The 12990-nt window shown below is 70.0% G+C and carries 11 protein-coding genes; all 11 read right to left on the minus strand.

Going from position 1 to position 12990, the window contains the following annotated elements; all coding sequences use genetic code 11:
• Positions 1 to 31: 31 nt before the first annotated feature.
• The 11 genes from ACWV17_RS28895 to ACWV17_RS28945 all read right to left on the minus strand — a co-directional run bounded on the left by ACWV17_RS28895 (position 32) and on the right by ACWV17_RS28945 (position 12907).
• Positions 32 to 367 (minus strand): RNA polymerase-binding protein RbpA, encoded by a 336-nt coding sequence (locus ACWV17_RS28895; protein WP_078947476.1) that lies wholly within the window; start codon positions 365 to 367, stop codon positions 32 to 34.
• A 145-nt stretch (positions 368 to 512) separates the two neighbouring features.
• Positions 513 to 743 carry a preprotein translocase subunit SecG gene (gene secG / locus ACWV17_RS28900; RefSeq protein ID WP_455354406.1) on the minus strand — a complete coding sequence of 77 codons (231 nt, stop codon included), beginning with the start codon at positions 741 to 743 and terminating at the stop codon, positions 513 to 515.
• Positions 744 to 862: 119 nt separating this feature from the next.
• Entirely contained in the window at positions 863 to 1651 is a 789-nt protein-coding gene (gene tpiA / locus ACWV17_RS28905) for a triose-phosphate isomerase (protein ID WP_455361971.1), read from the minus strand.
• 6 nt (positions 1652 to 1657) lie between these two features.
• On the minus strand, positions 1658 to 2869 hold the full coding sequence (locus ACWV17_RS28910) for a phosphoglycerate kinase (protein WP_455361972.1): 1212 nt from the start codon (positions 2867 to 2869) through the stop codon (positions 1658 to 1660).
• 123 nt (positions 2870 to 2992) lie between these two features.
• Positions 2993 to 3997, minus strand: a complete 1005-nt coding sequence (gene gap / locus ACWV17_RS28915; RefSeq protein ID WP_455354246.1) for a type I glyceraldehyde-3-phosphate dehydrogenase — start codon at positions 3995 to 3997, stop codon at positions 2993 to 2995.
• 219 nt (positions 3998 to 4216) lie between these two features.
• On the minus strand, positions 4217 to 7189 hold the full coding sequence (locus ACWV17_RS28920) for a M14 family zinc carboxypeptidase (RefSeq protein WP_455361973.1): 2973 nt from the start codon (positions 7187 to 7189) through the stop codon (positions 4217 to 4219).
• Positions 7190 to 7341: 152 nt separating this feature from the next.
• Positions 7342 to 8331, minus strand: a complete 990-nt coding sequence (gene whiA, locus ACWV17_RS28925) for a DNA-binding protein WhiA (protein WP_455354248.1) — start codon at positions 8329 to 8331, stop codon at positions 7342 to 7344.
• Entirely contained in the window at positions 8322 to 9350 is a 1029-nt protein-coding gene (locus tag ACWV17_RS28930; RefSeq protein WP_455354407.1) for a gluconeogenesis factor YvcK family protein, read from the minus strand. Before ACWV17_RS28930 ends, whiA begins: the two co-directional genes overlap by 10 nt.
• Positions 9351 to 9376: 26 nt before the next feature.
• Positions 9377 to 10312, minus strand: a complete 936-nt coding sequence (gene rapZ, locus ACWV17_RS28935; protein WP_455354249.1) for an RNase adapter RapZ — start codon at positions 10310 to 10312, stop codon at positions 9377 to 9379.
• Positions 10309 to 12339: an excinuclease ABC subunit UvrC gene (gene uvrC, locus ACWV17_RS28940; protein ID WP_455354250.1), complete on the minus strand. Its 2031-nt coding sequence runs from the start codon at positions 12337 to 12339 to the stop codon at positions 10309 to 10311. Before uvrC ends, rapZ begins: the two co-directional genes overlap by 4 nt.
• Before the next feature lie 115 nt (positions 12340 to 12454).
• Entirely contained in the window at positions 12455 to 12907 is a 453-nt protein-coding gene (locus ACWV17_RS28945) for a Rieske (2Fe-2S) protein (protein WP_455361974.1), read from the minus strand.
• Positions 12908 to 12990: the final 83 nt, after the last annotated feature.

The raw sequence follows: 12990 nt of genomic DNA on the forward strand, positions 1-12990 counted from the left end.
CCTCGGTGGGTGCCCGGCCGGACGTCAAGTCTTAGATCTCGCCCCGCAGTTTCGCGAGAGCCTCGGCGAGGATCGCCTCGCCATCGGCGTCGCTGCGCCGCTCGCGTACGTACGCGAGGTGGGTCTTGTACGGCTCGGTGCGCGGTGGGTCCGGCGGATTGTCCCGGTCCTGGCCTGCCGGGAATCCGCAGCGCGGGCAGTCCCAGTTGTCGGGGACCTGCGCGTCGCTGGCGAAGCTCGGCTGTGTCTCGTGCCCGTTCGAGCACCAGAAGGAGATGCGGAGCCGCGGCGCGGACTCGCCACGCTCGGCCTCCCCCATCGGCCCCGCTCCGACCCGACTTCCTCGGATCGCGTTGCCACTTGCCACGGTCGTAACTCCCTGCGTGATGGTGCTCGAAGTCAGCCCAGTCTACGTAAGGCCCAACGCGCGTCCAGTGACCGGAGTTACTTATCGGCCCCCAAAACGCAGGCCCATGATAGGCCGCGCAGGCGACGCCGCAGCGGAAGAGCGGTCAGCCCTCCAGCTTGATCAGCAGACCGAGCGCGACAATGCACGCGAACCACATCAGACCGACCACGACGGTGATGCGGTCAAGGTTGCGCTCGGCAACCGAGGAACCACCGACGGACGACTGCATACCGCCACCGAACATGTCGGAGAGGCCGCCGCCCTTCCCCTTGTGCATCAGCACCAGCATCATCAGCAGCAGGCTGAAGACGATCAGGGCGATCGAGAACCCCATAATCACGGCTGAACCCTACTTTCCCGGAATTCCCTCGGACTGAATTGGACGACGGGGGCCGGGTGGCGCCTGCCACCTCGACCCCCGCCAGGGTACGACGGATCCGCTCTACCGCATACTCACTGGTCGCGGAAGCGGACGATCTTGACGAACTCGTCGGCGTCCAGCGCCGCGCCGCCGATCAGCGCGCCGTCGACGTCCGGCTGAGCCATGATCGCGGCGACGTTCCCGGACTTCACCGAGCCGCCGTACTGGATGCGGACCCGGTCGGCCAGCTCCTGCGAGTACAGCTCCGCCAGCCGGCCGCGGATCGCCCCGCAGACCTCCTGTGCGTCCTCGGGAGTGGCGACCTCGCCGGTGCCGATGGCCCAGACCGGCTCGTACGCGATCACGATCGTCCCGGCCTGCTCGGCCGGGATGTCCTTCAGGCCGCCGTCGAGCTGGCTCAGCGTGTACGGGACCTGCTGACCGGCCTTGCGGATGTCCAGGCCCTCGCCGACACACAGGATCGGCGTGAGGTCGTGCTTGAAGGCGGCCTTGACCTTGGCGTTGCAGATCTCGTCGCTCTCGCCGTGGTACTGACGGCGCTCGCTGTGGCCGACGGCCACGTACGTGCACTTGAGCTTGGCCAGCATCGGGCCGGAGATCTCCCCGGTGTACGCGCCGGAGTCGTACGCCGAGATGTCCTGGGCGCCGTACTTGATCTTCAGCTTGTCGCCGTCGACCAGGGTCTGCACCGAGCGGAGATCGGTGAAGGGGGGCAGGACGGCGACCTCGACCGCGTCGTAGTCCTTGTCGGCCAGGGCGAAGGCGAGCTTCTGGACGTGGGCGATGGCCTCGAGGTGGTTGAGGTTCATCTTCCAGTTGCCCGCCATCAGCGGGATGCGCCCTTGAGCAGGAGCAGTCATTGAGAGTCAGTCCTCCAGTGCGGCGAGGCCGGGGAGCGTCTTGCCCTCGAGGTATTCGAGGCTGGCGCCGCCGCCGGTGGAAATGTGGCCGAATGCCTTCTCGTCGAAGCCCAGGATGCGAACGGCCGCGGCGGAGTCGCCACCGCCGACCACCGTGAAGGCGGGGCTGTCGACGAGCGCCTGGGCAACCGCTTTGGTGCCCTCGGCGTAGTCGGGGTGCTCGAAGACGCCCATCGGGCCGTTCCAGAAGACGGTGCCGGCGTCGGCGAGCTTCGAGGCGTACAGCTTGCGGGTCTCCGGACCGATGTCCAGGCCCTCCTCGTCGGCCGGGATGGCGTTCGAGGCGACCGTGGACGGGTTGGCCGGGGCCTTGGTCTTCAGGTCCGGGAACTCGGCCGAGACCAGGACGTCGACGGGGAGGACGAACTCCACGCCGCGCTTCTCCGCGCGGTCCAGGTAGTCCAGGACCGTCGGGATCTGGTCCTCCTGGAGCAGCGAGATGCCGACCTCGTGGCCCTTGGCCTTGAGGAAGGTGTACGCCATGCCGCCGCCGACGAGGATGCGGTCTGCCTTCTCCAGCAGGTGGTCGATCACACCGAGCTTGTCGGACACCTTGGCGCCGCCGAGGACGACGACGTACGGGCGCTGGACGTCCTCGGTGAGCTTCTTCAGGACGCCGACCTCGGTGGCGATCAGGCCGCCGGCCGCGTGCGGGAGGCGGGCCGGGAGGTCGAAGACCGAGGCGTGCTTGCGGTGCACCGCACCGAAGCCGTCGCCGACGTACAGATCGGCGAGCTCGGCGAGCTGGTCGGCGAAGGCGCCGCGCTCGGCGTCGTCCTTGGACGTCTCGCCGGCGTTGAAGCGCAGGTTCTCGAGCACGGCGACCTGGCCGTCGGCGAGGCCCGCGACGGTCGCCCGGGCGGACTCCCCGACGGTGTCGGTCGCGAAGGCGACATCGGCCTCGAGGAGTTCGCCGAGCCGCGTGGCGGCCGGGGCGAGCGAGAAGGCCGGGTCCGGGGCGCCCTTGGGGCGGCCCAGGTGGGAGGCGACGACCACGCGCGCGCCGGCGGCGGCGAGCTTGGCGATCGTCGGCTGGACGGCGCGGATGCGGCCGTCGTCGGTGATGGTGGTGCCTTCGAGCGGCACGTTGAGGTCGGCGCGGACGAATACTCGCTTCCCCGCGACGCCGTCGGCGAGAAGTTCGTCGATCGTCTTCATGTGTTGCTTACTCCTAGAGAAACCGGGGCCTGAGGAGACCGTCACAAGATGCAGGGCTCGAACAGCGCGTCGTTGCGCCGTGCGAGCCCTGCGTCTCACATCGAAGTGCCTACCGGCCCGGGATCAGAGCTGGTTGCCGACGAAGACCGTGAGGTCCACCAGGCGGTTGGAGTAACCCCACTCGTTGTCGTACCAGCCGATGACCTTGACGCTCTTGCCCGACACCATCGTCAGGGAGGAGTCGAAGGTGCAGGAGGCCGGCCAGTTGACGATGTCCGAGGAGACGATCGCGTCCTCGGTGTACTCGAGGATGCCCTTGAGCTGGCCCTCGGCGGCCTTCTGGAAGGCCGAGTTGATCTCGTCCTTGGTGACCTCGCGCTCGAGCTCGATCACCAGGTCGGTCACGGAGCCGGTCGGGACCGGGACGCGCATCGCGATGCCGTCGAGCTTGCCCTTGAGCTGCGGGAGGACCAGCGCGGTGGCCTTGGCGGCACCGGTGGTGGTCGGGATGATGTTCTCGGCGGCGGCACGCGCGCGGCGCAGGTCCGAGTGCGGGAAGTCCAGGATGCGCTGGTCGTTGGTGTAGGCGTGGACGGTCGTCATCAGGCCCTTGACGATGCCGAAGTTCTCGTCGAGAACCTTGGCCATCGGCGCCACACAGTTGGTGGTGCAGGAGGCGTTGGAGATGACGTGGTGGTTGGCCGCGTCGTACTTGTCCTGGTTGACGCCCATCACGATGGTGATGTCCTCGTCCTTGGCCGGAGCCGAGATGAGGACCTTCTTGGCGCCCGCGGCGATGTGCTTCGCGGCGTCGGCCTTCTTGGTGAAGATGCCGGTCGACTCGATGACGATGTCGGCGCCGAGCTCGCCCCAGGGCAGGTTCGCCGGGTCACGCTCGGCCATCGTCTTGAAGGTCTGGTTGCCCACCGTGATGGAGTCCTCGGTGTGGCTGACCTCGTCCTTGAGGCGGCCCAGGATGGTGTCGTACTTGAGCAGGTGAACCAGGGTCGCGTTGTCGGTCAGGTCATTGACACCGACGATCTCGATGTCCGCGCCCTGCTCCAGGAGCGCCCGGAAGTAGTTGCGGCCGATGCGGCCAAAACCATTGATGCCTACGCGGATCGTCACGAACCGATCTCCTCGTTGGTACGCCGGATGTCCGCCGGCGAGCTGTATGGGATGTCCCCGACCGCCTACGACCCTACCCCTCCGCGGGCCGGGTAGTGACATCGGTCGCATTCGTGGCGGGACCAGGCGGCCCGTACCCATGGGTAGGGATACGGGCCGCCCGGGACGTGGCTCCCCTCCCCGGAGCCGGTGCCGCGTCAGTGTTGTCTCAGTGCCGCGTCAACGCCGCAGAGACCGCAGGGCCTTGCCGACCAGCGCTGTGCGGTCGGCGGCGGCCGGGACGTGCTCCAGGCCGAATCCGAGCAGCACGGTGTCACGCGTAGTGACCGCCGCATATGACTTGAAAAGCTCGCCGGAGCGGGCCCAGTCGCCGGCGATCTCAGGGCTCCCGGCGGGTGCGCCCGGGACCGTCCAGGCACCGAGGGAGGTCTCGAAGCCCTCGGCCTCCTTGTCCGCGCCCGCGACGACCAGCCGGGTGTCGTCCGCGAAGACACCGCGTCCGCCGCTGCCGGGGTCGGTGACGGAGCTGAGTGAGAGCTCGACCTTCTTGCCCGCGTAGGCGCTCAGGTCGAAGGAGACCTGCTTCCAGCCGCCGGAGGATCCGGTGAAGCTGTTCCAGGCCCCTCTGGTGCCGGTCGGGGTGCAGCTCCCCGCTCCCACAGTGAGGTAGTGCCGCAGGAAGGGGTGGCCGTTGACGAAGTAGCCGGCCTCGCACTCCTCCGGGACGGCCGTGCTGGTGAGGCCGCTCGCCTCGGGGAGCGTGGTCCAGTCCTCGGCCCCGGCCGTGTGGGCCTCCAGCACGGCGTGGTCGTAGCCCGGCTCGGTGTTCCAGTTGAGGGCGAGGCGCAGTTCCGGCTTGTCGGCCGCGCTGACACCGGTGAGGTCGACGGTACGGGTGAGGCGCTTCCAGTCGTTGTCCACGTGCGTGGCGGCGGCCATCCACTGGCCCGCGTACGGAGCGTACGGGTTGACCACTCCCGCGTAGTTGCCCGCCTGCGCGCTCTCGAACTGCGGGAAACCGTCGGGCGGCAGGGTGTCGGAGGTGACCGTGTAGGCGCCGGCCGCGTTCAGCGGGTTGGCGGGGCTGCCGGCGGCCCCGGCGAGCGGGCCGGTGAACCCGGCCAGCCTTCCGGCGCCGGTGAACCCGGTGGCGGTGGGCGCGGAGGTACGTCCGTACGCACCCAGGTAGTACTGGCTGAAGTCGTTGGTCGTGGCCCGGCCGACCTGGGCGTTGCCGCCGGCCAGCTCGCCGGCCTCGATCAGCTTGCCGCCCTCGTTGAGGAAGGCGCGCAGCGCCAGCTGGGTGGGTCCGCCGGGGGCGCGGTCGCCGGTGTAGTGGACGGCCGTGGAGAAGTGGCCGAGGACGCCGAGCGGGTGCGGGGCGCCCTGGGTGGCGACGTCCCAGACGACGGCCTTGCGGCCGTTGGCCTTCAGCGCGTCGACGTACTTCTGGGCGTGCTGCGCGGGGACTCCCTCTTCGGCGACCACCACGGTGCCGGCCCGGGGCCGTTCGGCGATCGTGTAGGTGAAGTGCTCGCTGGAGGTGGGCTTCCCGCTCCTGGTCTCGCCGGTGAACCACACCTCGACCTTGTCGCCGACGTCTCCGTCCTTGACCTTGGCGCGGTACTCGTCGAAGCGGATGTTGTCCTCGCCGCCGTAGGTCTCGCCGCCCTTCCAGGGCTTGAGTGCCATGTCGTGCGTGCCGCCGCCGTTGACGCGGTACCTGAGCTCCTTGTCACGGACCGACTTGCGGGCGATGACGGACACCTCCTGGTCGCCGCCGCGGGCGTACGAGGTGGTGAAGGGGTCGACGGTGAAGTCGGGAGCCTCCAGGCCGACCGCGGAGGACGGCTGGTCGGGGTGGGCGGCGGTCTCGGCGACGGAGAGCGCGAAGGGGATGTTCTTGGCGAACTCCGCCTGGATCAGCTTCTCGTCGTCGGGGAAGTTGAAGCCGGACTGGCAGTCCTCGGCCTTCCACTGGTCGTTCGGGTCGGAGTTGGAGACGGTCTGGCAGGTGGTCATCTCCGGGGTGAACATCATCATCCCGTTGACGTTGGCCGCGTGGCCGTCGGACTCACCGTTGGTGGTGTACAGCTCGGAGGAGACCTGCGGATAGTAGCCGGGGACGGCCGGGTTCTCGGGGGTTCCCGCGAGAGCCTTGTACAGGACGTCGTCGGGGGTCGGGGTGGCGACCTGCCAGCCGACGCCGTAGAGGATCAGCTCGGCGGCGGAGTGGTAGTTGATGCCGTACTCGAAGCCGATGCGCTTCTGGAAGCGGTCGAGCGCGACGGTCTCGGGCTCGGAGGAGGGGCCGGCGCCGCGGTAGGTCTGGCTGGCCGGGGCGGGGGACGAACCCTCGTTGTCGTAGCCCCACTTGTAGGCGAAGTTGCGGTTCAGGTCGACACCGTCGGCGTTGGTGATCTCGCCGTCGCCGTCGTTGTCGCGGAGGTTCTTGCGCCACAGCCGGTTGTCGGTGGACTGGTGGGTGTGGTCGTAGCCGTCCGGGTTGGCGGAGAGCACGAACCACAGCTCGGTGGAGTTGACCACCTTGGTGATGCGCGGGTCCTTGCCGTAGTTGTCGAGGTAGTGGTGCAGCAGCCGGCGGGTCATCTCCGGGGTGATCCACTCGCGGGCGTGCTGGTTGGACAGGTACAGCACGGACGGCTTGGCACCGTCCTTGGTCCGCTTGGCGCCCTTGGTCAGCTTGAGGGCGAGGATGTCCTGGCCCTTCACGGTCTTCCCGATGGAGACGACCTTGGTGATGTCCGGGTGGGCCTGCCCGGCCTTGACGATCTCCTCCTGGAGATTGCCGTCGCCGCTGTACGGGCGGTAGACGCCGTCGCCGGCCGCCTGCAGCCGCGCCTCGGTCTTCGCCGAGACCTTGCGCTCGGTGACCTTGACGCCCTGCTTCGCGAGGCCGCGGGCCTGGGCGTCGGTGAGGAAGAGCTCGACCCGGGCGGTGCCCTGGTCGGGGGCCTGTTCGCCCAGTTCGTGGGCGTCCTGGCCGAGTGCGAGAAGCAGGGGTACCTGCTCCTTGGTGACATCGGCGTTGAAGACCTTCACCGCGTCGGCGGCGGGGTCGGCGGCACGGTCGGCGCTTCGCCCGGCCTCGGCCTGGGCGACCGGTGCGGCCGCCAGTCCGCCGAGCAGCAGTGCACCCGCTGCGAGGATCGATCTCGCTCTGGGTCTCATGAGCCCCCCTTGCATTTGTTTGCCACAAAAGGACAGATGCCAGGCTCATGACACCCCATGATCATGTCAATAGGGCACCGCGACACGGAAACGCCGCTGCCGATGACCCGAATGGCCGACGGCAGCGGCGAATTGACGCCATGTCATGGAGGTCAGCCGACCAGATTGTCGGCCATGTCCTCGGTCAGATTGCACTCCGTACCCGGGATACCCAGATCCTGCGCCCGCTTGTCCGCCATCGCCAGCAGCCGGCGGATCCGGCCCGCGACCGCGTCCTTGGTCAGCGGCGGGTCGGCGAGTGCGCCCAGCTCCTCCAGCGAAGCCTGCTTGTGCTCCATACGCAGCCGGCCCGCGGCGGCCAGATGCTCGGGCACCTCTTCGCCGAGGATCTCCAGCGCGCGCTGCACCCGCGCGCCCGCGGCCACGGCGGCCCGCGCCGAGCGGCGCAGATTGGCGTCGTCGAAGTTGGCCAGCCGGTTGGCGGTCGCGCGCACCTCACGGCGCATCCGCCGCTCCTCCCAGGCCAGTACGGACTCGTGCGCACCGAGCCGGGTCAGCAGCGCGCCGATCGCGTCACCGTCGCGTACAACGACCCGGTCGACCCCCCGCACCTCGCGGGCCTTGGCCGCGATGGAGAGCCGGCGCGCCGCGCCGACCAGGGCCAGCGCCGCCTCGGGACCCGGGCAGGTCACCTCCAGCGAGGAGGAGCGACCGGGCTCGGTGAGCGACCCGTGGGCGAGGAAAGCGCCGCGCCAGGCCGCCTCGGCATCGCAGGTGGCACCGGAGACGACCTGCGGGGGCAGACCCCGGATGGGCCGGCCGCGGCCGTCCACCAGGCCGGTCTGGCGCGCCAGCTGGTCGCCGCCGGCCACCACCCGTACGACGTAACGCGAACCGCGGCGCAGACCGCCCGGCGCCATCACGATGAGCTCCGAGCCGTGTCCGAAGATCTCCAGGATGTCCTTCTTCAGCCGGCGCGCCGCCATGGCGGTGTCCAGCTCCGCCTCGATCACGATCCGGCCGCTGACCAGGTGCAGCCCGCCCGCGAACCGAAGGATCGCCGAGACCTCTGCCTTTCTGCAGCAGGTCCGGGTGACGGGAAGCCGGGAGATCTCGTCCTTCACCGCTGCCGTCATCGCCATGGGCCGATCCTTCCATGCATCCGAAAAATACGGTCGTACGCGGCGGCCAACAGCTCCGGGTCGTGCTTGGGGCCATCGGGCGCGGCGACCGGCGCCAGCTCGACCGCGGCGCCGAGCCGCTTGGCGGCGTCGGCGAGGGACTCGCGGTCGGGCACGGCGGCCTCGTCGGCCAGCACCACGTCCAGGGCGAGTTTAGGGGCGTGTCGGGCCAAAACCTCCAAATGACGCTGCGGGGAGAAGCCATCGGTTTCGCCGGGCTGAGGCGCGAGGTTGAGCGACAGGACCCGCCGGGCCTTGGTCTCCATGAGCGCGTCGCGCAGGTCCGGCACCAGCAGGTGCGGAATCACCGAGGAGAACCAGGAGCCGGGGCCGAGCACCACCCAGTCCGCGTCGAGGACCGCCTCGACGGCCTCGGGCACGGCGGGCGGGTCGTGCGGGACGACATGCACGGACTGCACCTCGCCCGGGGTCAGCGCGACGGTCGCCTGACCGCGTACGGTGGCGATCTCGTCGGGCCGGTCCGGGTTGTGCCCCCGTACCAGCGCCTGCAGTTCCAGCGGTACGGCGGACATGGGCAGCACCCGGCCGTGTGCGCCCAGCAGCCTGCCGACCAGGTCGAGCGCGCTCACATGGTCGCCGAGCTGCTCCCACAGCGCGACGATCAGCAGATTGCCGACCGCGTGCTCGTGCAGCTCACCCTGGGACTGGAAGCGGTGCTGGATGACCCGGGCCCAGGTCTGGCCCCATTCGTCGTCGCCGCAGAGCGCCGCGAGCGCCTTGCGCAGGTCGCCGGGCGGCAGTACGCCCAGTTCCTCGCGCAGCCGCCCGCTGGAGCCGCCGTCGTCGGCGACGGTGACGACGGCGGTGAGGTCGCCGGTGATCCGGCGCAGCGCGGCGAGCGACGCGGACAGGCCACGGCCGCCGCCGAGGGCGACGACCTTGGGCTGTGCACCGCGTCTTCGGTTCGTGCGCACCGCGTCACCGCCGCGCTGCGGAGTGATCCGGCGCAGCCGCCGCAACCTGCCCACCTGCGGGTTCGTGCCACTCACTCGCGCCCCATGTCCCGGTGGACGACGACGGTCTCGACTCCCTCGGAGGCGAGGCGGGCGGCGAGCTTCTCGGACATGGCGACACTGCGGTGCTTGCCACCGGTGCAGCCGACGGCGACGGTCACGTAACGCTTGCCCTCGCGCCGGTAGCCGGTCGCGATGAGCTGGAGCAGCTCGGCGTACCGGTCGAGGAACTCCTTGGCGCCCGGCTGGTTGAAGACATAGCCCGACACCTCCTCGTTCAGGCCGGTGAAGGGCCGCAGCTCCGGGACCCAGTGCGGGTTCGGCAGGAAGCGGCAGTCGACCACCAGGTCGGCGTCGACCGGCAGGCCGTACTTGTAGCCGAAGGACATGACGGTGGCCCGCAGCTCCGGCTCCTCGTCGCCGGCGAACTGGGCGTCCATCTTGGCGCGCAGCTCGTGGACGTTCAGGCTGGAGGTGTCGATCACCAGATCGGCGTCGCCGCGCAGCTCGCGCAGCAGGTCGCGCTCGGCCGCGATGCCGTCGACGATGCGGCCGTCGCCCTGCAGGGGGTGCGGCCGGCGGACGGATTCGAAACGACGTACGAGGGCTTCCTCGGACGACTCGAGGAAGACGATCCGCCGGGTGACGTTCTTGGCCTCGAGGTCCGCGAGCGACTCGCGGAGGTTGTCGAAGAAGCGGCGGCCGCGGACGTCGACGACGACCGCGATCCGGGCCACATTGCCCTGGGAACGTGCGCCGAGCTCCACCATGGTGGGGATCAGCGCGGGCGGCAGGTTGTCGACGACGAACCAGCCGAGGTCCTCCAGGCACTTGGCGGCGGTGCTGCGGCCCGCGCCGGACATACCGGAGATGATCACCAGCTCGGGAATGGCCGCCTCGGCGGCCTGGCCGGCCTCCACGCTCGTGCCCGTACTCACCTGTGCTCCGTCTCGGTCGTGCTCAGTCATTCCTTGATCCCCCGATCGGACAAGGTCCCCGCGGGTGCGGGATCCTCATCCTCAATGATCTCTCCTGTCGCGGTGTTCACCGCAGGGCCGGCGGGTGCCGCCGAGGCGAGGGCCGCGGCCACGGTCTCGGCCGTCTTGCGGCCTATGCCGGGCACCTCGCAGATCTCGTCGATTGTCGCCTGCTTCAGCCTCTTCACCGAACCGAAGTGCTTGATCAGCGCCTGCTTGCGCGTCTCACCGAGCCCAGTGACGGCGTCCAGCGGGCTCGCCTTGATCCGCTTCGTCCGCTTGCTGCGCTGGTAGCGGATGGCGAAGCGGTGCGCCTCGTCACGGACCCGCTGGAGGAGGTACAGCCCCTCGCTGGAGCGGGGCAGGACCACGGGATCGCCCTCGCCGGGCAGCCAGATCTCTTCCAGGCGCTTGGCCAGGCCGCACACGGCGACATCGTCGATGCCCAGCTCGTCGAGGGCCCGCTGGGCGGCCGCGACCTGCGGCTGCCCGCCGTCGACCACGACGAGCTGCGGCGGATACGCGAAACGCTTGGGCCTGCCGCTCTCGTCTCCGTCCGACGCGGTCCCGGGCGCCGGCTCCTCCTCGGCCCCCTCCTCCGGCCACTCCCCCGTCTTCAGCTTCTCCTGGACGTAGCGCCGGAAGCGCCGGCTGATCACCTCGTGCATGGACCGGACGTCGTCCTGACCGGCGAACGACTTGATCTGGAAGCGGCGGTACTCGCTCTTGCGGGCCAGGCCGTCCTCGAACACCACCATCGAGGCCACGACGTCCTCACCCTGGAGGTGCGAGATGTCGAAGCACTCGATCCGGAGTGGTGCGGAATCCAGGCCGAGCGCCTCGGCGATCTCCTCCAGCGCCCGGGAGCGGGTGGTCAGGTCGGAGGCCCGCTTGGTCTTGTGCAGCGCGAGCGACTGCTGCGCGTTGCGCCGGACCGTCTCCATCAGGTCCTTCTTGTCCCCGCGCTGCGGGATGCGGAGGCTCACGTTCGAGCCACGGCGCTCGGTGAGCCACTGGACGACGGCCGCGGCGTCCTCCGGGACGGCGGGAACCAGGACCTCCTTGGGGACGGCGTCGCCCTTCTCCTCGCCGTACAGCTGCTGCAGCGCGTGCTCCACCAGGCCGGCCGTGTCGACGGCCTCGACCTTGTCGGTGACCCAGCCGCGCTGGCCGCGGACGCGGCCGCCGCGGACATGGAAGATCTGGACGGCGGCTTCGAGTTCGTCCTCGGCGACGGCGATCAGGTCGGCGTCGGTGGCGTCCGCCAGGACGACGGCGTTCTTCTCCATGGCCCGCCGCAGCGCCCCTATGTCGTCGCGCAGCCGGGCCGCCCGCTCGTACTCCATCTCCTCGGCGGCGTCGTGCATCTGCTGTTCGAGCCGGCGCAGGTACGTGCCGGTGCGCCCGGCCATGAAGTCGCAGAACTCCTCGGCCAGCTCCCGGTGTTCGTCGGGGGTGACCCGGCCGACGCAGGGTGCGGAGCACTTGCCGATGTAGCCGAGGAGGCAGGGCCGGCCGATCTGGGCGGAGCGCTTGAAGACCCCGGCGGAGCACGTACGCACCGGGAAGACGCGGAGCATCAGGTCGACGGTCTCGCGGATGGCCCACGCGTGCGCGTACGGACCGAAGTAGCGGACGCCCTTCTTCTTGGGGCCGCGCATGACCTGGACGCGCGGGTACTGCTCGTTGAGTGTCACCGCGAGGGACGGATAGCTCTTGTCGTCCCGGTACTTGACGTTGAAGCGGGGGTCGAACTCCTTGATCCAGGAGTACTCCAGCTGAAGCGCCTCGACCTCGGTGGAGACGACGGTCCACTCGACGGAGGCGGCCGTGGTGACCATGGTGCGGGTGCGCGGGTGGAGGCCGGCGACGTCCTGGAAGTAGTTTGCGAGCCGCTGGCGCAGGCTCTTCGCCTTGCCGACGTAGATCACCCGGCGGTGTTCGTCGCGAAACCGGTAGACCCCCGGCGAGTCGGGGATCTGTCCCGGCTTGGGGCGGTAGCTGGAGGGGTCTGCCATGCCTCACACCCTACTGGCGGGGACCGACAGTCCAGCGGCCGAATCCGCGGCGGGGCGGGCAGCGGGGCGGGCAGCGGGCGAGCTGCGGGGTGAGCTCCGGGCGAGCTGTTGCGGGTCAGGCGCCGCCGGGGCCCGCGATGAGCTTTCCGCCCTCCGCCCTGACGGGTACCGCGGGCAGCGGATCGGTGGCGGGGCCGCGCAGCACCTGGCCGGTCGCCACGTCGAACCGGCTGCCGTGGCAGGGGCAGTTGCCCTCGGTCCTGTTCTCGGTCTCGTCGAGCTTGTCGAGTACGCAGCCGGCGTGGGTGCACTGCGCGCTGAACGCCCGGTACTCGTTCTCCGCCGGGCGGCTCACCACCAGCTTCTGCTCGCGGTAGAGCTTCGCACCGCCGACCGGCACCTCGCCGGCGGCGCCCAGGTCGACCGGGGCAGTCGGGGTGGGGGGTGTGGAGCCGCCGCTGTTCGTCTGCGGCGAGCAGGCCGTGAGCCCGAGGCCGAGCCCGGCGGCGCCGGCCAGCGCCGCCCCTCGCAGCACGGTACGGCGGGCGGCGTCGGGCTGGGCGGGCATGGCTGTCTCCACTGGTGGGGGTGTCGGTGTCAGGGGGTACGGGAGGCCCTGGGGGCCGGGAGGAGACGATACCGGTGGGCCTT

The organism is Streptomyces mabaensis (assembly GCF_053763515.1).